Below are 26,045 nucleotides of genomic sequence, written 5' to 3'. Positions count from 1 at the left end.
GCCGATGAAATTACACACTGATCGTATCGCCCCTCAATTCCGCCGCACCCTGGTAGGCGCAGCCGTCCTGGCAATCTGCTCCGGCAGCGCAATCGCCGCCGAGTCGTTTGTCGTCAAGGACATCCGCGTCGAAGGCATCCAGCGTACCGAAGCCGGTACCGTGTTCAGCTACCTGCCGGTGCGCGTGGGCGAAACCTTCAGTGACGACAAATCCGTAGCCACCATCAAAGCCCTGTACGCGACCGGCATCTTCAAGGATGTGAAACTGGAGCGCGACGGCAATGTGCTGGTGGTGATCGTGGAAGAACGTCCGGCCATCGCCAAGGTGGACTTCAAGGGCACCCACGAATTCGAGAAGGACATGCTGGTCAAGGCGCTGAAGGACATCGGCGTCGGCGAAGCCAAGACTTTCGACAAGGCGTCGGTCGACCGCGCCGAACAGGAATTGAAGCGGCAGTACCTGTCGCGCGGCCTGTACGGCGTGAAAGTCACCACCACCGTCACCCCGCTGGAGCGTAACCGCGTCAACATCGACTTCGACGTCGACGAAGGCGACGTGGCGCGCATCAAGCAGATCAACATCGTCGGCAACAAGGCTTTCAGCGACAAGGAGCTGAAAGAGCAGATGGCCCTGAATACCGGCGGCTGGTTCAGCTGGTACACCAAGGCCGACCAGTACTCCAAGACCAAGCTGAATGGCGACATCGAGACCATCAAGTCCTGGTACCTGGACCATGGCTATATCGAGATGAATGTGGATTCCACCCAGGTGTCGATCACCCCGGACAAGAAGGACATCTACATCACCATCAACATCACCGAGGGTGAGAAGTACAAGGTCTCGGACATCAAGTTCGAAGGCGAGATGTTCGGCCGCGAGGAAGAATTGCGCCAGCTGGTGCTGCTGAAGAAGGGCGAGCTGTACTCCGGCAAGGCCCTGACCGTCACCAACAAGCTGATTACCGACCGCCTGGGCACCTTCGGCTTCGCCTTCGCCAACGTCAACGCCAACCCGGAAATCGACCAGGCCAAGCGCGAAGTCGCATTCACCTTCTTCATCGACCCGGGCAAGCGCGCCTATGTGCGCCACATCAACGTCCAGGGCAATACCACCACTCGCGACGAAGTGATCCGCCGCGAGTTCCGCCAGTTCGAATCGAGCTGGTACGACGCCAACAAGATCAAGGCTTCGCGCGACCGCGTCGACCGCACCGGCTACTTCAAGGAAGTGACGGTCGACACGCCGGAAGCCCAGGGCACCTCCGACCAGGTCGACATCAACATGACCGTGACCGAGCGCCCAACCGGTAACTTCCAGATCGGCGGCGCCTTCTCGCAGGCTGAAAAGTTCACCTTCAATGCCGCGATCCAGCAAGCCAACTTCGCGGGCTCGGGCAATACCGTGGGCCTGGAGCTGAATACGTCGAAGTACAGCCGCACCATCGCCTTCTCGCACGTGAACCCGTACTTCACCGAAGACGGCGTGTCGCGCAGCTATGAAGTGTACCTGCGTACCTTCCGCCCGCCTGCAGTGAACACGGGCCTGTATACCATCAAGCAGACCGGCGGCCGCGTCAACTTCGGCGTGCCGTTCTCCGAGGTGGATACCGTCTTCTTCGGTATCGGCCTGGAAAAATCGAACGTCACCACCGACGAGACTTCGCCGACTTACTTCAAGCAGTACGTGAGGGACCTGGGCGGTCCGTCCACCGGTATCGGTTCGGTCAACGCCTATGCCGTGCCGCTGACCGTGGCCTGGGCGCGCGACAGCCGCGATTCGGCCATGACGCCGACCATCGGCTACATGCAGCGTATCAACCTGGAATTCGACGGCATCGGCCGCTCGAAATACTGGCGCGGCGTGTACGAAACCCAGTGGTACAAGCCGCTGACCAACAAGATCACCCTGGCACTGAAGGGCGAATTCGACTACGGCCGCGGTTTCGGCGGCCACGCCTACCCGGTGTTCAAGAACTTCTACGCCGGCGGTATCGGTTCCGTGCGCGGTTACACCAGCTCCTCGCTGGGCGCGGTCGACCCGCGTTACGGCGACTCGCTGGGCGGCGCCGAGCGGATGATCGGCAATGCCGAACTGCAGCTGCCATTCCCGGGCCAGGGCCAGGACCGCTCGCTGCGCTGGTTCGGCTTCCTCGATGGCGGCCAGGTGTATTCGGAAGGGCAGAAGATGCGCCTGTCCGAGCTGCGCTTCTCGACCGGCCTGGGCCTGAGCTGGATTTCCCCGGTCGGCCCGCTGAAGTTGAGTTATGCTAAGCCCCTGAATGCCAAGCTGGGCGACCGCCTGGAACGCTTCCAGTTCCAGATGGGTACTGGCTTCTGATGCCCTTAGTGCATCAAAAAGTGCAACAAAGCAACTTATTTGGACGGAGAATCAAGTTGAAGACTGCCACCGCTACGCTGAGCAAAATCGCTGCTGTTATGGCGCTGGGCATCATGGCCACGGCACCGGCGCAGGCGCAGTCCTCCCGGATTGCCTGGCTGAGCGCCGAACGCATCTACAACGAGTCGAAGCTGGCGAAAGCCGCCGACAACAAGCTGCGCGAAGAATTCTCCAGCCGCGAAAAGGCCCTGCAGGAACTGGCGATGCGCTCCAAGGCAGCTGCCGAGAAGCTGGAAAAGGAAGGCGCCACCAAGCCGGAGGCAGAACGCAGCAAGCTGCAGCGCGAAGCCTACGAGGCGGACCTGAACTTCCAGCGCCGCCAGCGCGAGTTCCGCGAAGACCTGAACCAGCGCACCAACGAAGAGCGTGCCGCGATCGCCGAAAAGGCGACGAAGATCATCAAGCAGCTGGCAACTACCGAAGGCTACGACATCGTCCTGCAGGACGCTGTGTGGGCCAGCCCGCGCATCGACATCACCGCCAAGGTGCTGGAAGCGCTGGACAAATAACAAACGAGATTGGATTGAACATGGGCCTTCGACTAGGTGAACTGGTCGAACGCCTGGGCGGTCAACTTGTGGGAGACCCGGAACTTGTCGTTTCGGGGATCGCACCGTTGACCGATGCAGGCGCTTCGCAAATCAGCTTCCTCAGTAATACCAAATTCCGCGAACAGGCGGGGCAAAGCCAGGCGGCCGCCCTGATTGTCCACGCCAACGACGACGCTTTCGTGGCGGAGACCTATAAAGGCGCCCGCATCGTCGTCAAGAACCCCTACGTGTACTTCGCCCGTGCCGCGCAGATGTTCGAGGCGCAGACTGCCTACGTGCGTCCGGCCGGCGTGCACCCGACGGCGTGGGTCGACCCTGCAGCCAAGGTGGACCCCAGCGCCCACATCGGCCCGAAAGCGGTGGTCGAGGCGGGCGCCGTGATCGGCCCTGGCGTGGTGATCGACGCCGGCTGCTATATCGGCCGCGAGGCGGAGATCGGCGAGGGCACGCACTTCTTCGCCAACGTGACCTTCCACGCCAAGTGCGTGATCGGCAAGCGCGGCATCATCCATTCGGGCGCCGTGATCGGCACCGACGGTTTCGGCTTCGCCAACGACGGCGGCGTCTACGTGCGCATCCCGCAGGTGGGGCGCGTGGTGATGGGCGATGATGTCGATATCGGCTCCAATACCTGCGTCGACCGCGGCGCGCTGGCCGACACCGTGATCGAAGACGGCGTCAAGCTGGATAACCTGATCCAGATCGCCCACAATATCCATATTGGCGCGCACACCGCCATGGCGGCCTGCGTCGGCATCGCCGGCAGCACCAGGATCGGCAAGTACTGCACGTTCGGCGGCGCCGCGATGGTGGTCGGCCACATCAACATCGGCGACAAGGTGAATATCTCGGGCGGCGCCCTGGTGTCGCGCTCGATTTCCGAACCGGGCCAGTATTCGGGCTCCTATCCGATTGCCAAGCACAGCGATTGGGAGAAATCGGCTGTGATTGTGCGCAACCTGCCGACCATGCGCGAAAAACTGCGCACGCTGGAAAAGACCATTAAAACTAAAAGCGAAAACGAAGAATCATGACTACTACCGAAAACAAGACGATGGACATCTGTGAGATCAAGTCCTACCTGCCGCACCGCTATCCGATGCTGCTGGTAGACCGTGTTCTCAACTACGAGGAAAACAAGACCCTCACCGCCATCAAGAACGTGACCGCGAACGAAGAATTCTTCAACGGCCACTTCCCGCACAAGCCAGTCATGCCTGGCGTGCTGATGATCGAAGCGATGGCGCAGGCCGCCGCGCTGCTGTCGTTCAAATCGATCGGCCTGAAGCCGGACGAGAATTCGGTGGTCTATTTCGTCGGCATCGACAATGCGCGCTTCAAGCGCCCGGTAGGTCCCGGCGACCAGCTGCGGATGGACGTGGAAATCGTGCGCAATGCGCGCGGCATCTGGAAATACAAGGCGGTCGGCTCGGTCGACGGCCAGGTAGCGCTGGAAGCTGAGCTGATGTGCACCATCCGCTCCGTGGAGTAACACGCATGGCGACCATCCACCCAACAGCGATTGTCGATCCCAAGGCCGAATTGGCCGCGGGCGTCGAGATCGGCCCATACACGATCGTTGGCCCGAACGTGGTGATTGGCGAGAATACCGTGGTGGGCCCGCACGTGGTCATCGAGGGCCACACCACCATCGGCAAGAACAACAAGTTCTTCCAGTTCTCGTCCATCGGCGCCGCGCCGCAGGACAAGAAATGGAATGGCGAGCCGACCCGCCTGGAGATCGGCGACGATAACACCATCCGCGAGTTCTGCACCTTCAACCTCGGTACGGTGCAGGACAAGGGCGTAACGAAGCTGGGCAACAACAACTGGATCTCGGCCTACGTCCACCTGGCGCATGACTGCATCGTCGGCAACAACACCGTCTTCTCCAATAATGCCCAGATGGCGGGCCACGTGGAGATTGGCGACTGGGTGATCATGTCCGGCTTCGCCAACGTGCACCAGTTCTGCAAGATCGGCGCCCACGCCTTCGTCGGCATGAGCACCAGCCTGACCCAGGACGTCCCGCCATACGTGCTGTTGAACGGCAACCCGGCAGCGGCCCACGGCGTCAATATCGAAGGCCTGAAACGCCGCGGTTTCACCCGCGAGCAGATCAACGCCATCCGCAACGCCTACAAGCTTCTGTACCGCTCGGGCCTGACGCTGGACGAAGCCAAGGCTGCCATGATCGCCGCCGAAGCCGAACTGCCGGAAGACTGCGCAGCGGCCGCGCGCTCCATGCGCGAGTTCCTCGATACGACCACCCGTGGCATCGTCCGCTGACGTATCGATTGCAGTCGTCGCCGGCGAACCGTCCGGCGACCTGCTGGCAGGCCGCCTGCTGGGCGGCCTGCGTCTGCATCTGCCCGATGCGCGCTTCCACGGCATCGGCGGCCCGGCCATGATGGAACATGGCTTCGAGTCGCAGTGGCCGATGGATAAGCTGACGGTGCGCGGACTGTTTGAAGTCATTCCGCGCTACCGCGAGCTGAAAGGCATCCAGAATTCCCTGCGCGACCAGCTGCTGGCTGAAAAGCCGGACTGCTTCATCGGCGCCGACTATCCGGGCTTCAACCTGGGGCTGGAAGCGCAGCTGCGTGAAGCGGGCATCCCGACCGTGCACTACATCGGGCCGCAGATCTGGGCCTGGCGCGGCGGCCGGATCAAGAAAATCATCAAGTCCGTGTCGCATATGCTGGTGATTTTTCCTTTTGAGGAAGCGATCTACCAGGCGGCCGGCGTGCCCGTGACCTATGTCGGCCACCCGCTGGCCGAAGTGATCCCGATCCAGCCCGACGAAGCGGCCGCGCGGCGCCAGCTTGGCCTGGCGGAAGACGCCAACGTCGTCACCGTGATGCCGGGCAGCCGCATGGGCGAATTGAAGTACAACACCGTCGCCTTCATCGGCGCCTGCAAGCTGCTGCTGCAGCGCGACCGCTCGCTCAAATTCGTGGTGCCGATGGCCGGCGAAAAACAGCGCAAATGCTTCCTGGAGCTGGTGGCGCAAGCCGGGCTGCAGGACGTCGAGCTGATGGTGCTGGACGGCCAGTCCCACACGGCGATCTGCGCCGCCGACGCCGTACTGGTGGCATCGGGCACCGCCTCGCTGGAAGTGGCGCTGTTCAAAAAGCCGATGGTGATTGCATACAAAATCATGGCGGCGTCGTACCATATCATGAAGCACATGGCCTACCAGCCGTGGATCGGCCTGCCGAATATCCTGGCAAAAGAAACCCTGGTCCCAGAGCTGATCCAGCATGCCGCGACAGCGCAAACGCTGGCCGACGCCATGTGGAAACAACTGAGCGACGCGCCGCACCGCCTGCAGCTGGTGCAGCGCTTCACCGACATGCATTACAGCCTGCTGCGAAACAGCGCCCAGGAAGGCGCCGCAGCAGTCCTCAAGGTTATCAACAGATAAGCTCGTGTCCCACCTTGGGGTCACACCCGAAATGGGACACGAGCTCGGCAACGCCCGCGGCCGAGTCCGTGTCCCATTTCGGGTGTGACCCCATGGTGGGACACGGACTGGGCAGTAGAAAGAAATAGAGCAATGGTCCAACAATCCGGTCTGTTTGATGACCTTCCATACTCCCTCGAGGAGATCATCTGCGGCGTCGATGAAGCGGGGCGCGGGCCGCTGGCCGGTCCTGTGTTCGCTGCTGCGGTAATCCTGCACCGCGAACGTCCCATTCCGGGCCTGCGCGACTCCAAGAAGCTGAATGAAGCAAAGCGCGATGAACTGGCGCCGCTGATCCGTGCGCATTCAATTGCCTGGGCCGTGGCAAAAGCCTCGGAGGAGGAAATCGACCGCCTCAACATCCTGCAGGCCAGCCTGCTGGCGATGAGGCGGGCCGTGTATGCACTGTCGACCGTGCCGACTCTGGCGCTCATCGACGGCAACAAGTGCCCGGTCATGCGCATCCAGAGCATTGCCATCGTTGATGGCGACGACAAGATCGAATCCATTTCCGCTGCCTCCATCCTGGCCAAGACGGCGCGCGACGCCGCCCTGGTCAAGCTGCACAAGAAATATCCGCAATACGGTTTCGACCAGCACAAGGGCTATGGCACCGCGCTGCACCTGGAGCGCCTGCGCGAGCATGGCGCTTCGCCGGTGCACCGCCGCAGCTTTGCGCCGGTCCGTGAAGTCCTGGAGCGCGACCTATGAAGCACATCACCTCGCGCGACAACGCGCAATACAAAGAACTTTCCAAGCTCGCCACCAATTCTCAGGCGCGCCGCAAGGCTGGCCGCAGCCTGCTCGATGGCGTGCACCTGTGCGAAACCTGGCTTGAACTGCGTGGCCACCCTGAACAAGCCATCGTGGCCGAGGGCGCCCTGCAGAACCCGGAAGTCGCCGCCATCATCGCCCGCCTGGAAGCGGACCACGCCCACGTGCTATGCCTGAGCGACCAGCTTTACCATGCGGTGAGCCAGGTCGAACATGGCGTCGGCCTGATGTTCCTGATCGAGACGCCGAACAAGGACGTGCCGCACGCCCTGTCCGTCAACGCCGTCCTGCTGGATAACGTGCAGGACCCGGGCAACGTCGGTTCCATCCTGCGCAGCGCCGCTGCGGCGGGCGTCAAGGAAGTCTATTGCGCCCCCGGCACCGCCTTCTGCTGGTCGCCGAAAGTGCTGCGCGCGGCCATGGGCGCCCATTTTGTGCTCGATATCTACGAAAACGTTGACTTGCCGGCGCTGGTGCAGGGGGCGCAGATCGCCACCCTGGCCACCAGCGGCTACGCGGCGGAACAGCTTTACCAGCTGGACCTGAAGCGCCCGGTGGCCTGGATTTTCGGCCACGAAGGGCAGGGCGTGTCCGACACACTGCTGAATGGCGCCACCCATCGCGTGATTGTGCCCCACTTGGGCAACGTCGAATCCCTGAATGTCGCGGCTTGCGCGGCGGTATGCTTTTTCGAGCAAGTAAGGCAGAATCTGGGGTAATAAGAATACTCAGATTGGAATAGGTGTTATGGAAATCGCAAGTTTGCATTTCCTGGTCGCCGAAGGTGAGCCTGTCCAGCGTGAACTCCTGGCCGGCATGCTGCGTCACTTGGGCGCCCAACACATTGCCATGGCCTCGGACGGCTTGAGCGCACTGCGCCTGCTGGAAACCGGCCTCAATCCCCCGGCCAACATCGCCCTGATGGACCTGTCGCTGCCCGGCATGGATGGGCTGGAAGTGATTCGGCGCCTCGCGCAATTCCACTGCCGCGCCGGCGTCATCATCCTGTCCTCGCAAAGCGCCGACGTGCTGTTCTCGGTGGAGACCATGGCCGAAGCTTACGGCATCGAAGTCCTTGGCAGCTCCACCAAGCCACTCAGTTCGGCGCGCCTGCAGGAGATGATTGCCCACTATATCGAGCCATCGACCGAGCCGGAGCCCGAACCGCAGCATCCGGAGTTCACCTTTGCCGAAGTAGGGCGCGGCCTGCAGGGGCGCGAGTTCGACCCTTACTTCCAGCCCAAGATTGAACTCGAGAGCGGCGCCGTCAAAGGGCTGGAAATGTTCGCCCGCTGGCGCCACCCGCAATTTGGCGTATTGGGGCCGTCGGCCTTCGTCCCGGTGCTGGAAAGGGTACGCCGCGTCGATTTCCTCGACTGGTGCATGATCGAAAAGTCGGTGGCCGCCTGCCGCAGCCTGCACGACCAAGGCATTCCGATTTCGTTCTCGGTCAATGTGGATCCGGGCACGCTGGCACACCCGCAATTCGTCGCGCAGATCACAGCCTGCCTTGAGCGCCACCGCATCTTGCCGGACTACCTGACATTCGAGATCACGGAAGCTTCGGTGCTGACCACCAATCCCCACTTCCTGGAAAGGCTGCTGCGCCTGCGCATGATGGGCTTCGGCCTGGCCATCGACGACTACGGCACCGGGCGCTCCAACCTGCAGCTGCTGGCTGCCATCCCGTTCTCGGAGTTGAAGATCGACCGCAGCTTCGTGGACGGCGCCTCGCGCAAGCGCGCCATCAGCACAGTCTTGAAATCCTGCCTGGGACTGGCGACCAGCCTGTCACGCCGCGCCTGTGCAGTGGGCGTGGAAACCAGGCAGGACTGGGATTTCCTGCAAGGCCTGGGCTGCGCCTACGCCCAGGGCTTCTATATCGCCAATCCCATGCCGGTCGAGGATATCCCCGGCTGGCTGCACGACTGGAAGAGCTTCTTCTGACAATCAGTAGACCGAGCGATTCGGCTTGATTTCCTGCAGGATGGTGGTCGAAATTTCTTCGATCGACTTGGTGGTGGAGGACAGCCAGCGGATGCCTTCACGGCGCATCATGGCCTCCGCCTCGTTCACTTCGTAGCGGCAGTTTTCCAGCGAAGCGTATTTGGAGCCGGCGCGGCGTTCATTGCGGATTTCCGACAGGCGCTGCGGCTCGATACTGAGCCCGAAAATCTTCGATTTGTAGGCATACAGGGCCGACGGCAGCTTGCCGCGTTCGAAATCGTCGGGAATCAGCGGGTAATTCGCCGCCTTCACGCCATATTGCATGGCCAGGTACAGCGAAGTAGGGGTCTTGCCCGAGCGCGACACGCCGACCAGGATGACGTCCGCCGACGACAGGTTCATGTTCGATTGGCCATCATCGTGCGCCAGCGAGAAGTTGATCGCCTCGATGCGGTTCTTATATTCCTCGCTGTCGACCACATTGTGGGAACGGCCGATGGTGTGGGTTGATTTGACGCCCAGTTCCTGTTCCAGCGGCGCCACAAAAGTCTGGATCAAGTCCATGTGCATGGCGTTGGCGCGCTGGATCACCTCCGACAATTCAGCCTTGACCAATGTCGAAAAGACAATCGGCTTGGCGCCATCCTCGGCCCCGATCTCGTTAATTTTGCGCACTGCATCATAGGCCTTGTCGCAGGTATCGATGAAGGGCAGGCGGATCTGGCGGAAGCGCAGGTCGAACTGCGTCAGCACCGAGTGGCCAAAGGTTTCGGCAGTGATGCCCGTGCCGTCAGAGACAAAAAAGACGGTGCGGCTCGAAGCCGGCAATAAACGTTGATCTTGTGGCATCAAAAAAGCTTTTCCAATGTATGAATCGTCAATTTGCTCGGCAGGCTGTAAAATGCTTGCCAACAGTAAGATTGTGCTGCACGGCGCCAAGAATGACAAGAACGATGCCACGCGCACCTGCGTAAAGATTTTTATCATCAAAAAGGTGTCTTTATGACTAACGCAGTAATGAAGGAGCAATCCGACGGGGTGTATGTTGCCTCGTTCGAGAATTTGCGCATGACGGATGTCGAATCCGTCGGCGGCAAGAACGCGTCGCTGGGCGAGATGATCTCCCAGCTGGCTGGTGCGGGTGTGCGAGTGCCTGGCGGCTTCGCAACCACCGCCCAAGCCTTCCGCGACTTCCTGTCGCACAGCGTTGACGGCGGCCCATCCCTGGCCCAGCGTATCGCCGACCGCCTGGAACACCTGGACGTGGACGACGTGCGCGCCCTGGCAGCTTCCGGCGCCGAGATCCGTCAATGGATCGTCGATACCCCATTCCAGCCACGTCTGGAAGCCGAAATCCGCGCCTTCTACGACAAGCTGGTGGCCGATTCGAGCACCGAAGTTTCGTTCGCCGTGCGCTCCTCCGCCACCGCGGAAGACCTGCCTGACGCATCGTTCGCAGGGCAGCAGGAATCCTTCCTGAACGTGGTCGGCATCGACAACGTGCTGGAAGCGATGAAGCACGTGTTCGCATCCCTGTACAACGACCGCGCGATTTCCTACCGCGTGCACAAAGGCTTCACCCACGCCGAAGTGGCGCTGTCGGCCGGCGTGCAGCGTATGGTGCGTTCCGACACCGGCGCATCGGGCGTGATGTTCACCATCGATACCGAATCGGGCTTCAAGGACGTGGTCTTCATCACATCCTCCTACGGCCTGGGCGAAACCGTGGTGCAGGGCGCCGTGAACCCGGACGAATTCTACGTCCACAAGCCAATGCTGGAGCAGGGCAAGTCCGCCGTGATCCGCCGCAATATCGGCTCCAAGCTGATCAAGATGGAGTTCACCAACGAGGCCAAGGCTGGCCGTTCCGTGAAGACCGTCGACGTGCCTATCGAAATGCGCAACCGCTACTCCCTGGTCGACGCCGAAATCGTCGAACTGGCCAAGTACGCCATGATCATCGAGAAGCACTACGGTCGCCCAATGGACATCGAGTGGGGCAAAGATGGCCGCGACGGCAAACTGTACATCCTGCAGGCCCGTCCTGAGACCGTGAAATCGCAGCAGAAATCGCACGAAGCGCAGCAGCGCTTCAAACTGAAGTCGACCGGCACCGTGCTCACTTCCGGCCGCGCCATCGGCCAGAAGATCGGCGCCGGTCCCGTGCGCGTGATCCGCGATCCAAGCGAAATGGAACGCGTACAGCCGGGCGATGTGCTGGTTGCCGACATGACCGACCCTAACTGGGAACCGGTGATGAAGCGCGCTTCCGCCATTGTCACCAACCGCGGGGGCCGTACCTGCCACGCTGCGATCATCGCGCGTGAACTGGGCGTGCCGGCGGTTGTGGGCTGCGGCGACGCGACCGACGTGCTGAAAGACGGCAACTTCGTGACCGTGTCCTGCGCCGAAGGCGACGAAGGCAAGATCTACGACGGCCTGCTGGAAACCGAAGTATCCGAAGTCCAGCGCGGCGAACTGCCGCCGATCAAGACCAAGATCATGCTGAATGTGGGTAACCCGCAGCTGGCCTTCGACTTCCAGTCCGTGCCGAACAACGGCGTGGGCCTGGCGCGCCTGGAGTTCATCATCAATAACAATATTGGTGTGCACCCGAAAGCGATCCTGGAATACCCGAACATCGACGCCGACCTGAAAAAGGCAGTGGAATCGGTCGCACGGGGCCACGCTTCGCCTAAGCAGTTCTACATCGACAAGCTGGCCGAAGGCATCGCCACCATCGCCGCGGCCTTCTGGCCGAAGAAAGTCATTGTGCGCATGTCCGACTTCAAGTCGAACGAGTACAAGAAGCTGATCGGCGGTTCCCGCTACGAGCCGGACGAAGAAAACCCGATGCTGGGCTTCCGCGGCGCTGCGCGCTACCTGTCGGCGGACTTCGCCGCTGCATTCGAGATGGAATGCATCGCCATGAAGCGCGTGCGTGAAGAGATGGGCCTGACCAATGTCGAAATCATGGTGCCGTTCGTGCGTACCCTGGGCCAGGCGGAAAAGGTTGTCGGCCTGCTGGCCAAGAACGGCCTGAAACGCGGCGAGAACGGCCTGCGCGTCATCATGATGTGCGAGGTTCCGTCGAACGCCGTGCTGGCGGAGCAGTTCCTGGAGCACTTCGACGGCTTCTCGATCGGTTCCAACGACCTGACCCAGCTGACCCTGGGCCTGGACCGCGACTCCGGCATGGAGCTGCTGGCTGCCGACTTCGACGAACGCGATCCTGCGGTGCGGGCGCTGCTGGGCATGGCCATCTCGGCTTGCCGTAAGCTGAACAAGTACATCGGCATCTGCGGCCAGGGTCCTTCCGACCATCCTGACCTGGCGATCTGGCTGATGGAGCAGGGGATCGAGACCATGTCCCTGAACCCGGACTCGGTCATCGACACTTGGCAAAAGCTGGCAGAAATGCAAAAATAAGCTGCCGATAAGCGGCTGAAACCCCCGTGGCCTTGTCGGCCGCGGGGGTTTTTTACTTTGGGAGGTTGTGATGGCTGATTGGATGCTGTGGGCGATTGGCGCGGGCGTGCTGGTCATCGCCGAACTGTTTAGCGGCACCTTCTACCTGCTGATGATCGCCATCGGCATGGGCGCGGGCGCGCTGATCTCGCTGCTGCGCATCGACATGCCGGGACAGATGCTGGTGGCAGCGATAGTGGCGGCCATCGGAACGCTGCTGCTGCGCCGCAGCCGCTTCGGCAAAATCGAGCGCAGGCCAGCTTCCGCCAACCCGGACGTCAACATGGATGTGGGCCAGTCCATCAATGTGCCGGCCTGGCAGGACGGGTTTGCACGCGTCATGTATCGCGGCGCCCAGTGGGACGTTGAACTCGCGCCGGGAGAGGTGGCCGCGCCAGGCGTATTCAAGATCCGCGAAATTCGCGGCAGCCGACTGATCGTCGGCGCATAACAAGGAGAAGTGAATGGAAATCAGTTTTGGCACCGTCACGCTGGTCATCTTTATCGTAGCGCTGGTGTTCGTCTTCAAGACCATCAACGTGGTGCCCCAGCAGCACGCCTGGGTGGTTGAGCGGCTGGGCAAATACCACGCCACGCTGGGGCCCGGCCTCAATATTGTGGTGCCGTTCATCGACCGCATCGCCTACAAGCACGTGCTGAAAGAGATTCCGCTCGACGTGCCGTCGCAGGTCTGCATCACCAAGGACAATACGCAGCTGCAGGTGGACGGCATCCTGTACTTCCAGGTGACGGACGCGATGCGCGCCTCGTACGGCTCCTCCAACTACATCGCCGCGATCACGCAGCTGGCACAGACCACGCTGCGTTCCGTGATCGGCCGCATGGAGCTGGACAAGACGTTCGAAGAGCGCGACCACATCAACTCCACGGTGGTGAATGCGATCGACGAATCGGCTGCCAACTGGGGCGTGAAGGTACTGCGCTACGAGATCAAGGACCTGACGCCGCCGCAGGAGATCCTGCACGCCATGCAGGCCCAGATCACGGCCGAACGCGGCAAGCGCGCCCTGATTGCCGCCTCCGAGGGGCGCAAGCAGGAACAGATCAACATCGCCACCGGCGAACGCGAAGCAGCGATTGCCCGTTCCGAAGGCGACAAACAGGCAGCCATCAATCGCGCCCAAGGCGAAGCCGCCGCCATCCTGGCGATTGCAGAAGCGACAGCTGGCGCCCTGACGCAAGTGGGCAAATCTATCCAGCAGCCCGGTGGCGAAGCCGCGATGAACCTGAAAGTCGCCGAGCAATACGTCGGCGCCTTCGGCAATCTGGCCAAGACCAACAATAGCCTGATCGTCCCCGCCAACGTCGGCGACATGAGCAGCCTGATCGCCACCGCCCTGCAAGTCGTCAAGACCCAGAAATAACTGCGGCTGAGCCCGTGTCCCACCATGGGGTCACACCCGAATCGGGACACGGGCTCAACCGCATCCTGGCCGAGCTCGTGTCCCATTTCGGGTGTGACCCCAGGGTGGGACACGGGCTGGACCGTAATTGCGTACAATGCGACCTTATATTGAACAGGAGGCGCTTTTGGGAACCTGGGCTGTTGGACCGTATGGCAACGATTTCGCGCAGGATTGGGTGGAGGACCTGCAGGAATCACGGGACCTGTATTTTATCGAGGACACCTTGAACAACGTGCTCCAGGCGGAGACCACCGAGTACCTGGAGGCGCCGTTTGGCGCTGAGGCGTTGGCTGCGGTGGAAACCTGGTCGCGCCTGCAAGGCAAGGGCGGGGCGAGCGATGAAGATTCCGCCGCTGTCGATCAATGGGTCGCTGATGTGCAGGCTAAATTGAGTAAGCCGCGCGCCGATATCGCGGAGAAGGCGGCTCGCGCGCTGGCGCTGGTGCTGTCCGACGCTTCCGAATTGCGCGAACTGTGGGAAGACAGCGAGCATTACGAGGAGTGGCACGCTTCGGTGGCCGATTTGCAGCGCAGGTTGTCGGCATGAAGCGCTTCTTCTTGAACTCGGTGGTGACTGCTGCGATGGCCGCGGGCCTTGCATCATCTGCCTTGGCAGCCGATGCCGCGCTCGATGCGGCCATCTCTGCCCGCATCGCGCAGATCCGTGCCATGCCTGCCGCCGCCAATGCGTCCGCAGCGGGCGCCCAGCGCCGCGAGCTTGATTCAGCGTGGCGCTATTTCGGCGACTACCGGGACGATGCCACCCCCTTGCTGCGCCGGGAACTGGCCGCCGAACTGCGCTCGCCGCGCCCCAGCCAGCAGCTCTTGCTGGATGCCGCTTGCTTCCTTCTGGCCTATGGCGCGGAAACGGATAAGGCGCTCGCGACCCAGGCTGCGTTGGCGATCAATCCGGATGCACTGCTCGACGGTCCGCAACTATTCCGCCTGATGCATGCGGCAGCCGCCAGCCGCAATCCTCGCTTGCTGCCCTTGTTCGACCGCATCTTCCTGCGCAAGTCCGTCACGTTGCCGCTGCCGCAACAGGGCAGTTCGATTGAGGAAAGCGGTGTCCGTGCTCTTCTGTACGGCCAATTCGGCCTGGCCGGCGAACGCCATCTGGCCGACCAACTGCGCGATCCGGCGCTGGCCAAGCCGGTGTTGGACGTGTTGCTGCTGGCCGGTTCGCCGGACAGTGTGCCTGCCGTCGCGCCGCTGCTGCAAAGCCCGGATATGGAGGTGTTCACGCGCGCGGTCAACTTCCTGGTGCGTGCAGGCGGGCCGCAGGGGCGCATGGCTGTGCTGGCGCTCAGCCCGCGGGCGTTGTCGCCGGAAGGCCGCGCTTTCCTGGCGCCGCTGCGGGAGAAACTCGCGCAGCCGCCAATGCCGCAAGCAGGCAAGGGGACCTTGTCCGATGCGGAAGTGCGGCGCCAACTTGATGCGCTGGAGGCCAGCAACGGCAAGTATGACAACGTCGACCCGGCCGCCATCGTGCAATCGCGCCTGCCCAGGCAGGAATTGATCGAGCGCCTGAGCCGCATCCGCGAACGCACCTTCGCGCGCCCCACCAATGAGGCGCTGGATGATGCCGACACCACCAGCACCTTGCTGAACGCCCTGAGTTACCGCTAAGGAGCCCCATATGCTGCAAATGCGCCCTAACTGCGAATGCTGTAACAAGGACTTGCCGCCCGGCGCGCAAGACGCCTTGATCTGCTCATTCGAATGCACGTTCTGCGCCGATTGCGTCGACAACAAGTTGCATGGCAAATGCCCGAATTGCGGTGGCGACTTCGCTCCGCGTCCAACCCGCGCTGCGTCGAAGCTGGACAAATACCCGGCGTCCGCCGAGCGAATCTTCAAGCCCAATGGATGCTCTGGTCTCGATTGAAGCCGACCTGGCGCGCTTCCTCGGCCGCCACCGGCGTGTTCTGGCCCTGACCGGGGCCGGCCTGAGTACCGCCTCCGGCATTCCCGGCTATCGCGACAAGGATGGCGTACGGCGCGGCCGCACGCCTATCCAGGGTCCTGAATTCCGCCGCAACGAAGCCGTGCGCCGCCGCTACTGGGCGCGCAGCATGGTGGGCTGGCCGACCATGTCGCGCGCCGAACCCAATGCCGGCCACCGGGCCATGGCCGAACTGGAAGCGGCCGGCCACCTGCACAGCGTCATCACGCAGAATGTCGACGGCCTGCACCAGCGCGCCGGCAGCAAGCGGCTGATCGAATTGCACGGCAACCTGCACCACGTGGTCTGCCTTGAATGCCAGGCTCGTTACGAGCGCGCCAGCCTGCAGCCGCAGCTGGAGCGCGACAATCCGGAACTGGCAAATGTGCTGGCGCAGCCTTTGCCCGATGGCGATGCGGCCGTCGAGCCCGATGCGCTGGAGGACTTTCGCGCCCCGGCCTGCGCGGCGTGCGGCGGGGTGCTGATGCCCGATGTGGTGTTCTTTGGCGATAATGTGCCGCAGGCGCGTACCGCGCAGGCACTGGCCGAAATGGAGGCGGCCGATGCGCTGCTGGTGGTCGGTTCCTCGCTGATGGTGTTTTCCGGTTTCCGCTTCTGCCGGATGGCTGCGGCGGCCGGCAAGCCAATCGCCGCCATCAATGCGGGCAGAACCCGCGCAGACGACTTGATTTCGCTGAAACTGGAATTGCCCGCGCAGGAGGTCCTGCCCAAGCTGGTGGAGCTGCTCAGCGTGTCAGCAGCATAGAGCGCACCACGGCATCCTTGGCGAGCACAAAGTCGGTGGCAGCCAGCACCTGATTGGTTTGCGGCTGCACCACCTTGATGTTGATGAAGACGGCGTCGCTGGTCTCGCCATACGTGCCCGCCACCACTGCCTGTGCATCATGCGTGCGCGCGACGTCGGCGACTTCACGGGTCAACATCATTTCGCCTTGCTGCCGCTTCATGTAAAGCGCGTTGCGCAGCTTCATGTCCAGCATCTGCAGGCCGCCTTGCGCCATGCGGGTCGACACCTGTTCCGACACCAGGCGGCCCAGCGTGGAGCTCTGGTCCAGCGCATCGATGTTCACGACGGTTGCGACGATCAGCGGCTTGCCGGCGACCACGCGGCCAGAAAGCTGCTTCAACAACGCATCGGCAGCCTGGTAGCTGGCCGCAATGAACTGGTTCTGCTCGGTCGTGGCGTAATTGATTTCCTTTGGCTTCTCGAACCAGCTGGCACAGCCTGCCAGTGCCAGGGGAAGCAGTACTACAGCGAAGGCACGCATGAACGATCTCCTTTCACCGGTGTTGCGAATTGGAAATATCAGCGACGGTGCTGCTTCATTGCCTGCTGCACTTCGCGGCTGGCATCGCGGTCCTTCTCCGAGGCGCGCTTATCGTGCTGCTTCTTGCCCTTGGCAAGGCCGATCTCGCATTTGATGCGGCCGCCCTTGAAGTGCAGGTTCAGCGGTACCAGGGTGTAGCCGGCGCGTTCGACCTTGCCTACCAGTTTATCGATTTCGGCGCGATGCAGCAGCAGCTTGCGCGTACGCACGGCTTGCGGGTGAATATGGGTGGAAGCGGTAGGCAGGGCGCTGATGTGCGCGCCAAACAGGTACAGTTCGTTATCGCGGATGGTAACGTAAGCTTCCTTGATCTGAACGCGCCCATCGCGGATCGCCTTGACTTCCCAGCCTTCGAGCGCGATCCCGGCTTCATACTTGTCTTCAATGAAGTAGTCGTGGAAGGCTTTGCGATTATCGGCAATGGACATGGGTAAAAATGCGTGGGTTTGTTAAACTACGGGTTCTTTGGACAACATCATAGCAAACGGTTACTCAATGGCAGTAGTGCACAAGTCGGTATTCCTGGGATACAGCGCCGAGCAAATGTTTGATTTAGTGGCAAAGGTCGAGGATTATCCCAAATTTTTGCCCTGGTGTGGCGGAGTTGATGTCCGCGAACGGGGTGAGAACCATGTTGTCGCCAGCGTTGGGATCAATTTCCATGGTGTGAAGCAGCATTTCACCACGTCCAATACCAATACGCCATCCAGTGAAATCCGCATGAAGCTGGTCGACGGCCCCTTCAAAACCCTGGATGGCACCTGGACTTTCAAGGCCTTGCGCGAAGACGCCTGCAAGGTCGAACTGGACTTGCACTACGAATTTTCCAGCAAGTTGCTGGAACAGGTGATTGGCTCGGTGTTCAGCATGATCGCCAACAGCATGGTCGATTCCTTCTGCAAACGCGCCGAGACCGTCTATGGCTGAACGGATCAAGATTACGCTGTGTTTCGCGCCTGCGTCGCAGCCCATCCTGTATGCGCTGGAAGTGGAGGAGGGCACGACGATCGGCCAGGCCATTGAAATGAGCGGCATCCTGCAGGATGCGCCGGAGATCAACCTGGTGACCATGCCGGTCGGGATTTACGGCAAGAAGAAGACCCTGGATACCGTGCTGCGGGCCCGCGACCGTATCGAAATCTACCGCCCCCTGATCGCTGACCCGAAAGATGCCCGGCGGCGCCGGGCCAAGAAGGCTTAAAACACGCCGGCCAGCCGCAGCAACGCGCCAACCACGGCCAGTTGTGTCGCCAGGAAGAGCATTGCCGAGAAGCGGCGGTCGCGGTGAAATTCCTGGCGCAGGGCTTCCATTTGGCGCTCAAGGCTGTCGCGCAGGGCTATTTGTTCGCGATGCAAGTCTTGAGCGCAGCCTCAATTCGACAGCACGTGGCCTGAATGTGTATAACGGCTTCTTCAAGCCGTGTAATGCGGACTTCGTGGTCAAGCTACTGCTGCTGACTAGGGTCATTGCCGCTCATGGCCGCCTCCGGTACGTTTATCCCTCTCCACGCACCCTTTGACCATGACCGGCAGCAGCAGTTCCCGTTATTTGCAGGTGCTGTTCACCGATTCGCGCTGCTCCTTGATTTTCCTCGCACGGTCTTGATCGCTGAGGAAGGTGCGCTCGCCATTTGGGGCGGTATCGGAAATACGCGCGCCACTTTCCAGCAGGCCGATATTGGCCTTGGCTTCCGTGCAGTATTTTTTGCGCTCAGCTTCGCGTTTGGCCTCTTCCTCCGCCTTGGCAGTTTTCTCAGCGTTCTCTTTCTGGCGCTTGTTGAAGTCGGCGTTACGCTCGGCCAGGGTTGGCTTTGGTTTCGGTGCCTTGGTATCCGCGGCTGCAGCGTCGTCGCCTTCGGCAGGGGCAGGAGCCATTTCATTGCGCAAGTCGGCCACGCCTGCGCCACGCGGCGCTTTCAGGATCTTGTTGGCAGGCGTGCCCGGTGGCGGCGGCTGGTCGGACAGCTGCTTGACGCCTTTTTCATTTACCCACATCCACTGTGCCTGGGCGAGTGAAGTGCAGGCAATCAGCGCGGTTGCCAGCGCCAGGCGGGTAATACGTTGATTCATAGGGGATTTCCTTGGGTGAGAGTGCACATTTCACCCCGAAATCCCCTCCTTGTCAAATATATTTCCTACAGGAATCAAAGAAACTGCGGCGGATTAGAAACGATGACGCAGGCCGACCGTGAATTGACGGTCGCCCAGGCCAGGCTCCTCGCTATTTCCCTCGGTATAGCCAGCGCCGCGGTGGTTGCGGATCAGCGCATACGAGGTGTAGATGTCGGTACGCTTGGAAAAGGCGTACATATAGGCGAGGGCGTACTGCCGTGCGTCCTGGTTCAGCGTGGTTCGGTCATCCTTGTCGATGAAGGTTGCCACCACTGTGTGTGGGCCGAAGGGGAGCGACACGCCCAGCAGTAAATCGCGGCTGTCGGTTGACGGCGTCGGCGGCGTGCCGCCGAACGCGTTGAGCGAACTATTGAGCGGCGCACTGTTCAATCCCTTGTCCACGCCGTAGCCGAACCAGCCCTTGGCCACGCCGAAGTCAACATTCGCACCGAGCAGGAAGTTGCGGCCGCTGCTGGTGTCCTTCAGCAACGCGGTGTCGTTGTTGCGGTGATGGTAGGCCAGGCGGATGTTCAGCGGCCCGTTACTGTAGCCGACCGAGCCGCCCATGGAGCGGCCGGCGCCGATGTCGCCCGCGACTTCGCCCGCCGCGTACATGAAGTCGACGCTGAAACCGTTGATCTCGGCGCTGCGCACCAGGATTGAATTGTTGGCGCGGAAACCGGTCGACGGCATCAGGTTGTTGGAGCGGGCGATGCCGTTGCGCAGCGGGTCGACCACCGTGTTAAGAGTGGTGAACAGCGGCGTATCCTGCAGGCCGATCGAGATCGACCCAAGCTTTGCATTGCGCAGGCCGACGATGCTGGTGCGGCCAAACAGCGTGTTGTTCTGGGTCGAAATACCCACGTCGGCGTGGATGCCTCCCTCAATGACGAAGAAGGCTGAATTGCCGCCGCCAAGGTCCTCGCTGCCGCGGAAGCCCCAGCGGCTCTGCGTCGCCATGCCGCTGGTGACGCGGGTCGAGGTGCCTGCGACACCGCCGCGATCCTGGGAAATACCCAGGTCCATCACGCCGTAAAAAGCGACGTTGCTTTGAGCCAGTGCGGCGCCGCTGCAAGCCGTAAGGGCGAGCGCAGCCACCGCAATCATGCGTTTGTTCATTTTGTCTCCAGTAATGATTGGGTCAGGCGGGTACGGTATTGCCGCGTGGTGCGGGATCTGGCAGCGGCTCGATCTTGCCGAGCACGAAGACGAAGGACACGATGCCGACCAGCAGGATGACGCCAGCGACCATGAAGGCATTGGCGAACGAGTTGGTGGCGCCGACGATCATGCCGGTAACGATGGGGGCCGCAGCGCCCATCAGGTTGTTGGCGAAGTTCATGATGCCGCCGACAGTGCCGGCGCCGCCTTTCGGTGCGATCAGCGACGGCAGCGACCAGCCAACCGGCGCGGCAGATGCCAGGCCGCCCAGCGCAATCGAAATCCAGAAGATGGCCCAGGCCGGATCGGTGGTCTGGGTCGCGCCGAACACGGCAAGGCCGAACAGCATGCCGATCACCAGCACGCTCTTGCGCACCGTGGATTCGTTCTTGCCTTTGGCGATCAAGTGGTCGATCAGCCAGCCGCCGACGAAGAGGTCGGTCACCGTCGCTACGGCCCATGGGATCGCGGCGAAGCCAGCCGATTTGATAATGCTCATGTGCATGGTCTGCACCAGGTAGCCGGGCAGCCAGGTCAGGAAGAGGTAGAAGGTATAGCCGTATGCCGCAAAGCCGATGGTCAGGCCCCACACCTTGGATTTGGTGAGCAGGTAGCCGAGCATATTGACTGCGCCGCCTTCGGCCGGACCTTCGGGCGCTGCGCCGCCGCGCTGGATGTAATCGAGTTCAGCCTTGGACAGCCTGGTATCAGAGCTAGGGTCGCGATAGAACAGCAGGAAAGCGAAGAAGTAGCTGAAGCTCAGCACCGCCGTCAGCGCAAAGCCCCAGCGCCAGCCAAAAGCGACCACCGTGACCGCCACCAGCGGCACGCCGATCACGTTGGAGAATTTAGCCGCCGCGTCGAAAATGGCGGTAGCGGTACCGCGTTCCTTGCGCGGGAACCAATAGCCGGTGGCCTTGGAGCTGACCGGGAAGGCCGGCGCTTCAGCAATGCCCAGCAATACACGCGCCGCAAAGATGCCGGCAAAGCCGCTCGAGAACGCGGTAATGGTAGAGGCCAGCCCCCACAGGAAGGCGCCCCAGCGGCCAACCTTGGTGGGGCCGAAGCGGTCCAGCACCATGCCGACAGGAATCTGCAGCAGCGAGTACGACCAGGCGAAAGCGCTGAACAGCAGGCCCATATCGACCGGCGTCAGGGTAAACGCTTCCTGGATTTGCGGAGCGGCCACCGACAGGCCAATGCGGTCGATGTAATTGATCAGGACGCCAATACCGAGCAGGGCGCCAATGCCCCAGCGGCGTTTTGCGACTTTTGTGCTTGTTTTCATGCTGTCTCCATTTTTGATTGTAGTGTGAATATCTGGTTATTCATTCGAGGGATCGCAGGATGGCGTCAACCAGCTGCTGTGGTGCTTGCGCCAGGTCCAGCTGCAAACTGGCCTCGTCCGCTTGCAGCGGTTCGAGGTCGCGCAGCTGGCTGTCCAGCAGCGAGGCTGGCATGTAATGGCCGGGGCGAGTGCGCATGCGCTGTTCCAGCAGGGTGCGCTCTCCGTGCAGGTGGGCGAAGCGCAGGCCAGGGTCGCCGCTGCGCAGCAGGTCGCGGTAGCGGCGTTTAAGCGAGGAACAGGAGAGGACCAGGCCTTCGCCGCGTTCACGCGCGGCGCCGATCTCATTGCTCAGTGCTTGCAGCCAGCCGGCGCGGTCGCCATCGTCGAGCGGAATGCCGGCGGACATCTTGGCGACGTTCTGCGGCGTGTGAAAGCTGTCTCCTTCGAGGAAGCGGACGCCGAGCGCCGCGGCCAGCCTGGCCCCGATTTCACTCTTGCCTGCGCCGCTGACGCCCATGACGACCCAGCGGTTATTCGTAATCTTGTTCATTTGTCTCCTTATCGCTGATAGCGCTATCATTGACGAGAGTTTAGCTTGGTCATGAAATTTGTAAAGAAGAATTTGAGACGCAATGATAGCGCTAGCATCGGCGCAACAGTTCCCCTCCGAAGATTGCCATGACGAAAGCGGCGGTTTTCTGTATAATCTACTTTTGCGCCTATAGGAAATACTATGCGTCTGCTCCAAAAAGCACTCACTTTCGATGACGTGCTCCTCGTCCCCGCGTATTCCAACATCCTGCCTGCGGATACGTCCCTCAAGACTCGCCTGACCCGCAACATCAGCCTGAATATCCCCCTGCTGTCCGCAGCAATGGATACCGTCACCGAAAGCCGTCTGGCGATCGCCATGGCGCAAGAGGGCGGCATCGGCATCATCCACAAGAACCTGAAGCCGAAAGACCAGGCGCGTGAAGTGTCGAAGGTCAAGCGTTTCGAGGCTGGCGTGCTGCGCGATCCGATCACCATTCCGCCGGACATGAAGATCCGCGACGTGATCAAGCTGACCGAGCAATATGGTATTTCCGGCTTCCCGGTCGTCCAAGGCAAGGAAGTGGTCGGCATCATCACCAACCGCGACCTGCGCTTTGAAAAAGAGCTGGACGCCGAAGTGCGCGCCAAGATGACCCCGCGTGAAAAGCTGGTCACCGTCAACGAAGAAGCCAACACCGACGAAGCCAAGCGCCTGATGAACAAGCACCGCCTGGAGCGCGTGCTGGTGGTGAACGAAGCGTTTGAACTGCGTGGCCTGATCACCGTCAAGGACATCCAGAAATCCACCGAACACCCGAACGCATCGAAAGACCAGCACGGCAAGCTGCTGGTGGGCGCGGCAGTCGGGGTCGGCGCGAAAGATGAAGAGCGCATCGACCTGCTGGTAGCGGCAGGCGTGGACGTGCTCGTAGTCGACACCGCCCACGGCCACTCCCAGGGCATCCTGGATCGCGTGAAGTACATCAAGACCAAGTACCCGCACGTTGACGTCATCGGCGGCAATATCGCCACCGCGGCTGCAGCCAAGGCGCTGGTTGAATATGGCGCGGACGCGGTCAAGGTCGGCATCGGCCCAGGCTCCATCTGCACCACCCGTATCGTTGCAGGCGTGGGCGTACCGCAGATCACGGCGATCTCCAACGTGGCCGAAGCACTGAAGGGCACCGGCGTTCCATGTATCGCCGACGGCGGCATCCGCTTCTCGGGCGACATTTCGAAAGCACTGGCAGCCGGCGCATCCACCGTGATGATGGGCTCCATGTTCGCCGGCACCGAAGAAGCACCGGGCGAAGTGATCCTGTACCAGGGCCGTTCGTACAAGTCCTACCGCGGCATGGGCTCCCTGGGCGCGATGGCTGACGGTTCGGCTGACCGCTACTTCCAGGACGCCAGCGCCAAGCAGGACAAGTTCGTACCGGAAGGCATTGAAGGCCGCGTGGCCTACAAGGGCTCCGTGCTGGCGATCCTGTTCCAGCTGGTAGGCGGCGTGCGCCAGTCCATGGGCTACTGCGGCTGCGCCACCATCGACGAACTGAAAGAGAAAGCAGAATTCGTCGAGATCACGTCGGCCGGCATGCGCGAATCGCACGTGCACGACGTCCAGATCACCAAAGAAGCGCCGAACTACCGCTCCGAATAAGTCACTCCGCAAAGCGGCGACCAAGTGTCGCCGCAATTTTTTTTTGCCCCCGCTATGCACTCAAAAATCCTCATCCTTGATTTTGGTTCCCAGGTTACCCAGCTGATCGCACGCCGCGTGCGCGATGCGGGCGTGTTTTCCGAGGTGTACCCGTACGACGTCAGCGACGAATTCATTCGCAACTACGGCGCATCGGGCGTCATCCTGTCCGGCTCCCACAACTCCACGCTGGAAGGCGATTCCCCACGCGCACCGCAAGCCGTATTTGAAATCGGCGTGCCAGTGCTGGGCATCTGCTACGGCATGCAGACCATGGCTGCGCAGCTGGGCGGCAAAGTGGAAAACGGCCTGGTGCGCGAATTCGGCTACGCTGAAGTGCGCGCCCGCAACCACACCGCGCTGCTGAACGGCATCAACGACTTCGTCACCGACGAAGGCCACGGCATGCTGAAGGTCTGGATGAGCCACGGCGACAAGGTCCTGGAAATGCCGGCCGGCTTCAAGCTGATGGCGTCCACCGATTCCTGCCCGATCGCCGGCATGGCCGACGAAGAGCGCAAGTTCTACGCCGTGCAATGGCACCCGGAAGTGACCCACACCGTGCAGGGCAAGGCCATGCTGGGCCGCTTCGTGCACGAGATCTGCGGCTGCAAGGCAGACTGGAATATGCCGGACTACATCTCCGAAGCAGTGGAGAAGATCCGCGCGCAAGTCGGCAAGGATGAAGTGATCCTCGGCCTGTCCGGCGGCGTTGATTCCTCCGTGGCTGCAGCACTGATCCACCGCGCCATCGGCGACCAGCTGACCTGCGTCTTCGTCGACCACGGCCTGCTGCGCCTGAACGAAGGCAAGATGGTGATGGACATGTTCTCCAAGAACCTGGGCGTGAAAGTGATCCAGGTCGATGCAACCGAACAGTTCATGGGCCACCTGGCCGGCGTCACCGATCCAGAGCAGAAGCGCAAGATCATCGGCCGCGAATTCGTGGAAGTGTTCCAGGCCGAATCGGCCAAGCTGGTGAACGCCAAGTGGCTGGCGCAAGGTACCATCTACCCTGACGTGATCGAATCCGCGGGCAAGGGCAAGAAAGGCCAGACCATCAAGTCGCACCACAACGTGGGCGGCCTGCCTGAGACCATGAAGCTGCAGCTGCTCGAGCCGCTGCGCGAACTGTTCAAGGACGAAGTACGCAAGCTGGGCGTGGCCCTGGGCTTGCCGCACGAGATGGTGTACCGCCACCCATTCCCGGGCCCAGGCCTGGGCGTGCGCATCCTGGGTGAAGTGAAGAAGGAATACGCCGACCTGCTGCGCCGCGCCGACGCCATCTTCATCGAAGAACTGCGCAACACCCCATACGAAGGCGCCGCCATGCCGGGCGAAGACGCACCAGCCAACTGGTACGACGCTACCTCGCAGGCATTCGCTGTCTTCCTGCCGGTGAAGTCGGTCGGCGTGATGGGCGATGGCCGCACCTACGATTACGTCGTAGCGCTGCGCGCCGTGCAGACCCAGGACTTCATGACCGCGCACTGGGCGCACGTGCCGCACTCGCTGCTGGGCAAGGTCTCCAATCGCATCATCAATGAAGTGCGTGGCCTGAACCGCGTCGTCTACGACATCAGCGGCAAGCCACCTGCGACCATTGAATGGGAATAATTTCCCGTCTGGCTGCACCGCGCAGCACTCGGCATTAGACCAAGACTAAGCCCCTGATTTTCAGGGGCTTTTTCTTTTTCTGGTGGCGAAATCTGGCAACGATTGGCAAGGGGAAGCAGGTGAAATTGATGGTCTCGGCGATGGTATGCGCGAGTCTGGTTGCGGTGGTCACGCAAATACCATCAAACCCGGTTTCGACGAGTTGATGGTATCGGAATCGCTTAAGTCACTGATTTGACGGCGAAAAATGGCCGATTCACCACACTTTTTTGTGATGGTATCGGAAAGCTGTTTTTCGGCCAAAATCAC

General features: G+C 61.5%; 27 protein-coding genes. 20 read left to right on the top strand and 7 right to left on the bottom strand.

Features of this window, described 5'->3' with window-relative positions; translation table 11 throughout:
- Positions 1-4 precede the first annotated feature (4 nt).
- The 9 genes from bamA (at position 5) to GM658_RS22830 (ending at position 9,136) form a co-directional block, all read left to right on the top strand.
- Complete coding sequence (gene bamA, locus GM658_RS22870; RefSeq protein ID WP_155456373.1) at positions 5-2,338, top strand: outer membrane protein assembly factor BamA; 2,334 nt, start codon at positions 5-7, stop codon at positions 2,336-2,338.
- A gap of 56 nt (positions 2,339-2,394) precedes the next feature.
- A complete protein-coding gene (locus GM658_RS22865; RefSeq protein WP_229417029.1) occupies positions 2,395-2,907 on the top strand; it encodes an OmpH/Skp family outer membrane protein in 513 nt (170 codons plus the stop codon).
- Positions 2,908-2,927: 20 nt separating this feature from the next.
- The gene (lpxD, locus tag GM658_RS22860; RefSeq protein ID WP_155456372.1) at positions 2,928-3,983 is read left to right on the top strand and encodes a UDP-3-O-(3-hydroxymyristoyl)glucosamine N-acyltransferase; all 1,056 of its coding nucleotides are present in this window, start codon (positions 2,928-2,930) and stop codon (positions 3,981-3,983) included.
- Positions 3,980-4,441 carry a 3-hydroxyacyl-ACP dehydratase FabZ gene (fabZ, locus tag GM658_RS22855; RefSeq protein ID WP_155456371.1) on the top strand — a complete coding sequence of 154 codons (462 nt, stop codon included), beginning with the start codon at positions 3,980-3,982 and terminating at the stop codon, positions 4,439-4,441. Before lpxD ends, fabZ begins: the two co-directional genes overlap by 4 nt.
- Before the next feature lie 5 nt (positions 4,442-4,446).
- Positions 4,447-5,238, top strand: a complete 792-nt coding sequence (lpxA, locus tag GM658_RS22850) for an acyl-ACP--UDP-N-acetylglucosamine O-acyltransferase (protein WP_155456370.1) — start codon at positions 4,447-4,449, stop codon at positions 5,236-5,238.
- Positions 5,222-6,376, top strand: a complete 1,155-nt coding sequence (gene lpxB / locus GM658_RS22845) for a lipid-A-disaccharide synthase (protein ID WP_170298928.1) — start codon at positions 5,222-5,224, stop codon at positions 6,374-6,376. Before lpxA ends, lpxB begins: the two co-directional genes overlap by 17 nt.
- 132 nt (positions 6,377-6,508) lie before the next feature.
- Positions 6,509-7,126 carry a ribonuclease HII gene (gene rnhB, locus GM658_RS22840; protein WP_155456369.1) on the top strand — a complete coding sequence of 206 codons (618 nt, stop codon included), beginning with the start codon at positions 6,509-6,511 and terminating at the stop codon, positions 7,124-7,126.
- Entirely contained in the window at positions 7,123-7,908 is a 786-nt protein-coding gene (locus GM658_RS22835) for a TrmH family RNA methyltransferase (protein ID WP_155456368.1), read from the top strand. Before rnhB ends, GM658_RS22835 begins: the two co-directional genes overlap by 4 nt.
- A gap of 28 nt (positions 7,909-7,936) precedes the next feature.
- Positions 7,937-9,136 carry an EAL domain-containing response regulator gene (locus GM658_RS22830; RefSeq protein ID WP_155456367.1) on the top strand — a complete coding sequence of 400 codons (1,200 nt, stop codon included), beginning with the start codon at positions 7,937-7,939 and terminating at the stop codon, positions 9,134-9,136.
- A 3-nt stretch (positions 9,137-9,139) separates the two neighbouring features.
- On the opposite strand, the gene ppsR is transcribed toward GM658_RS22830, so the two are convergent.
- Positions 9,140-9,985, bottom strand: coding sequence for a posphoenolpyruvate synthetase regulatory kinase/phosphorylase PpsR (ppsR, locus tag GM658_RS22825; RefSeq protein WP_155456366.1), 846 nt, complete (start codon positions 9,983-9,985; stop codon positions 9,140-9,142).
- 153 nt (positions 9,986-10,138) lie between these two features.
- Between ppsR and ppsA the strand changes: the two genes are divergently transcribed.
- The 7 genes from ppsA (at position 10,139) to GM658_RS22790 (ending at position 16,742) form a co-directional block, all read left to right on the top strand.
- Entirely contained in the window at positions 10,139-12,565 is a 2,427-nt protein-coding gene (gene ppsA / locus GM658_RS22820) for a phosphoenolpyruvate synthase (RefSeq protein WP_229417028.1), read from the top strand.
- A 70-nt stretch (positions 12,566-12,635) separates the two neighbouring features.
- Positions 12,636-13,055 carry an NfeD family protein gene (locus GM658_RS22815; RefSeq protein WP_155456365.1) on the top strand — a complete coding sequence of 140 codons (420 nt, stop codon included), beginning with the start codon at positions 12,636-12,638 and terminating at the stop codon, positions 13,053-13,055.
- A 13-nt stretch (positions 13,056-13,068) separates the two neighbouring features.
- The gene (locus tag GM658_RS22810; protein WP_155456364.1) at positions 13,069-13,989 is read left to right on the top strand and encodes an SPFH domain-containing protein; all 921 of its coding nucleotides are present in this window, start codon (positions 13,069-13,071) and stop codon (positions 13,987-13,989) included.
- Between the two features lie 166 nt (positions 13,990-14,155).
- Complete coding sequence (locus GM658_RS22805) at positions 14,156-14,578, top strand: DUF4259 domain-containing protein (protein ID WP_155456363.1); 423 nt, start codon at positions 14,156-14,158, stop codon at positions 14,576-14,578.
- A complete protein-coding gene (locus GM658_RS22800) occupies positions 14,575-15,660 on the top strand; it encodes a hypothetical protein (protein ID WP_155456362.1) in 1,086 nt (361 codons plus the stop codon). The genes GM658_RS22805 and GM658_RS22800 overlap by 4 nt, the downstream gene beginning before the upstream one ends.
- 10 nt (positions 15,661-15,670) lie before the next feature.
- Positions 15,671-15,919, top strand: coding sequence for a DUF1272 domain-containing protein (locus GM658_RS22795; RefSeq protein WP_155456361.1), 249 nt, complete (start codon positions 15,671-15,673; stop codon positions 15,917-15,919).
- Entirely contained in the window at positions 15,897-16,742 is an 846-nt protein-coding gene (locus GM658_RS22790; protein WP_155456360.1) for an NAD-dependent protein deacetylase, read from the top strand. The genes GM658_RS22795 and GM658_RS22790 overlap by 23 nt, the downstream gene beginning before the upstream one ends.
- On the opposite strand, the gene GM658_RS22785 is transcribed toward GM658_RS22790, so the two are convergent.
- Together GM658_RS22785 and smpB are read right to left on the bottom strand one after the other, a co-directional pair.
- The gene (locus tag GM658_RS22785; protein ID WP_155456359.1) at positions 16,723-17,265 is read right to left on the bottom strand and encodes a FlgO family outer membrane protein; all 543 of its coding nucleotides are present in this window, start codon (positions 17,263-17,265) and stop codon (positions 16,723-16,725) included. The two genes, GM658_RS22790 and GM658_RS22785, sit on opposite strands and share 20 nt — an antisense overlap.
- Positions 17,266-17,303: 38 nt before the next feature.
- Complete coding sequence (gene smpB, locus GM658_RS22780; RefSeq protein WP_155456358.1) at positions 17,304-17,753, bottom strand: SsrA-binding protein SmpB; 450 nt, start codon at positions 17,751-17,753, stop codon at positions 17,304-17,306.
- A 67-nt stretch (positions 17,754-17,820) separates the two neighbouring features.
- Here smpB and GM658_RS22775 point away from each other — a divergent pair, with 67 nt between their 5' ends.
- Positions 17,821-18,252: a type II toxin-antitoxin system RatA family toxin gene (locus tag GM658_RS22775; RefSeq protein ID WP_155456400.1), complete on the top strand. Its 432-nt coding sequence runs from the start codon at positions 17,821-17,823 to the stop codon at positions 18,250-18,252.
- Positions 18,245-18,526 carry an RnfH family protein gene (locus GM658_RS22770; RefSeq protein ID WP_155456357.1) on the top strand — a complete coding sequence of 94 codons (282 nt, stop codon included), beginning with the start codon at positions 18,245-18,247 and terminating at the stop codon, positions 18,524-18,526. Before GM658_RS22775 ends, GM658_RS22770 begins: the two co-directional genes overlap by 8 nt.
- Before the next feature lie 344 nt (positions 18,527-18,870).
- On the opposite strand, the gene GM658_RS22765 is transcribed toward GM658_RS22770, so the two are convergent.
- The 4 genes from GM658_RS22765 to GM658_RS22750 form a co-directional block, all read right to left on the bottom strand.
- Complete coding sequence (locus tag GM658_RS22765; RefSeq protein ID WP_155456356.1) at positions 18,871-19,395, bottom strand: DUF4124 domain-containing protein; 525 nt, start codon at positions 19,393-19,395, stop codon at positions 18,871-18,873.
- A gap of 93 nt (positions 19,396-19,488) precedes the next feature.
- The gene (locus GM658_RS22760) at positions 19,489-20,556 is read right to left on the bottom strand and encodes a porin (protein ID WP_155456355.1); all 1,068 of its coding nucleotides are present in this window, start codon (positions 20,554-20,556) and stop codon (positions 19,489-19,491) included.
- A 22-nt stretch (positions 20,557-20,578) separates the two neighbouring features.
- Positions 20,579-21,886 carry an MFS transporter gene (locus tag GM658_RS22755; RefSeq protein WP_155456354.1) on the bottom strand — a complete coding sequence of 436 codons (1,308 nt, stop codon included), beginning with the start codon at positions 21,884-21,886 and terminating at the stop codon, positions 20,579-20,581.
- Positions 21,887-21,926: 40 nt separating this feature from the next.
- Positions 21,927-22,436 (bottom strand): gluconokinase, encoded by a 510-nt coding sequence (locus GM658_RS22750; RefSeq protein ID WP_229417027.1) that lies wholly within the window; start codon positions 22,434-22,436, stop codon positions 21,927-21,929.
- Between the two features lie 183 nt (positions 22,437-22,619).
- Between GM658_RS22750 and guaB the strand changes: the two genes are divergently transcribed.
- Positions 22,620-24,080 carry an IMP dehydrogenase gene (gene guaB, locus GM658_RS22745; protein ID WP_155456353.1) on the top strand — a complete coding sequence of 487 codons (1,461 nt, stop codon included), beginning with the start codon at positions 22,620-22,622 and terminating at the stop codon, positions 24,078-24,080.
- 54 nt (positions 24,081-24,134) lie between these two features.
- On the top strand, positions 24,135-25,736 hold the full coding sequence (gene guaA, locus GM658_RS22740) for a glutamine-hydrolyzing GMP synthase (RefSeq protein ID WP_155456352.1): 1,602 nt from the start codon (positions 24,135-24,137) through the stop codon (positions 25,734-25,736).
- Positions 25,737-26,045 lie beyond the last annotated feature (309 nt).

The sequence above is a fragment of the Massilia eburnea genome, assembly GCF_009720745.1.
GTDB classification, from domain to species: Bacteria; Pseudomonadota; Gammaproteobacteria; order Burkholderiales; family Burkholderiaceae_D; genus Rugamonas; species Rugamonas eburnea.
Note: the sequence above shows the minus strand (reverse complement) of the source record. Positions and strands in the feature narration are given on the sequence as shown.

What these genes read in the sequence shown, in the direction of transcription:
- bamA (WP_155456373.1), top strand. Translation starts at nt 5, where the DNA reads ATGAAATTACACACTGATCGTATCGCCCCTCAATTCCGCCGCACCCTG.
- lpxD (WP_155456372.1), top strand. Translation starts at nt 2,928, where the DNA reads ATGGGCCTTCGACTAGGTGAACTGGTCGAACGCCTGGGCGGTCAACTT.
- fabZ (WP_155456371.1), top strand. Translation starts at nt 3,980, where the DNA reads ATGACTACTACCGAAAACAAGACGATGGACATCTGTGAGATCAAGTCC.
- lpxA (WP_155456370.1), top strand. Translation starts at nt 4,447, where the DNA reads ATGGCGACCATCCACCCAACAGCGATTGTCGATCCCAAGGCCGAATTG.
- rnhB (WP_155456369.1), top strand. Translation starts at nt 6,509, where the DNA reads ATGGTCCAACAATCCGGTCTGTTTGATGACCTTCCATACTCCCTCGAG.
- GM658_RS22835 (WP_155456368.1), top strand. Translation starts at nt 7,123, where the DNA reads ATGAAGCACATCACCTCGCGCGACAACGCGCAATACAAAGAACTTTCC.
- GM658_RS22830 (WP_155456367.1), top strand. Translation starts at nt 7,937, where the DNA reads ATGGAAATCGCAAGTTTGCATTTCCTGGTCGCCGAAGGTGAGCCTGTC.
- ppsR (WP_155456366.1), bottom strand. Translation starts at nt 9,985, where the DNA reads ATGCCACAAGATCAACGTTTATTGCCGGCTTCGAGCCGCACCGTCTTT.
- ppsA (WP_229417028.1), top strand. Translation starts at nt 10,139, where the DNA reads ATGACTAACGCAGTAATGAAGGAGCAATCCGACGGGGTGTATGTTGCC.
- GM658_RS22815 (WP_155456365.1), top strand. Translation starts at nt 12,636, where the DNA reads ATGGCTGATTGGATGCTGTGGGCGATTGGCGCGGGCGTGCTGGTCATC.
- GM658_RS22810 (WP_155456364.1), top strand. Translation starts at nt 13,069, where the DNA reads ATGGAAATCAGTTTTGGCACCGTCACGCTGGTCATCTTTATCGTAGCG.
- GM658_RS22800 (WP_155456362.1), top strand. Translation starts at nt 14,575, where the DNA reads ATGAAGCGCTTCTTCTTGAACTCGGTGGTGACTGCTGCGATGGCCGCG.
- GM658_RS22795 (WP_155456361.1), top strand. Translation starts at nt 15,671, where the DNA reads ATGCTGCAAATGCGCCCTAACTGCGAATGCTGTAACAAGGACTTGCCG.
- GM658_RS22790 (WP_155456360.1), top strand. Translation starts at nt 15,897, where the DNA reads ATGGATGCTCTGGTCTCGATTGAAGCCGACCTGGCGCGCTTCCTCGGC.
- GM658_RS22785 (WP_155456359.1), bottom strand. Translation starts at nt 17,265, where the DNA reads ATGCGTGCCTTCGCTGTAGTACTGCTTCCCCTGGCACTGGCAGGCTGT.
- smpB (WP_155456358.1), bottom strand. Translation starts at nt 17,753, where the DNA reads ATGTCCATTGCCGATAATCGCAAAGCCTTCCACGACTACTTCATTGAA.
- GM658_RS22775 (WP_155456400.1), top strand. Translation starts at nt 17,821, where the DNA reads ATGGCAGTAGTGCACAAGTCGGTATTCCTGGGATACAGCGCCGAGCAA.
- GM658_RS22770 (WP_155456357.1), top strand. Translation starts at nt 18,245, where the DNA reads ATGGCTGAACGGATCAAGATTACGCTGTGTTTCGCGCCTGCGTCGCAG.
- GM658_RS22765 (WP_155456356.1), bottom strand. Translation starts at nt 19,395, where the DNA reads ATGAATCAACGTATTACCCGCCTGGCGCTGGCAACCGCGCTGATTGCC.
- GM658_RS22760 (WP_155456355.1), bottom strand. Translation starts at nt 20,556, where the DNA reads ATGAACAAACGCATGATTGCGGTGGCTGCGCTCGCCCTTACGGCTTGC.
- GM658_RS22755 (WP_155456354.1), bottom strand. Translation starts at nt 21,886, where the DNA reads ATGAAAACAAGCACAAAAGTCGCAAAACGCCGCTGGGGCATTGGCGCC.
- GM658_RS22750 (WP_229417027.1), bottom strand. Translation starts at nt 22,436, where the DNA reads ATGAACAAGATTACGAATAACCGCTGGGTCGTCATGGGCGTCAGCGGC.
- guaB (WP_155456353.1), top strand. Translation starts at nt 22,620, where the DNA reads ATGCGTCTGCTCCAAAAAGCACTCACTTTCGATGACGTGCTCCTCGTC.
- guaA (WP_155456352.1), top strand. Translation starts at nt 24,135, where the DNA reads ATGCACTCAAAAATCCTCATCCTTGATTTTGGTTCCCAGGTTACCCAG.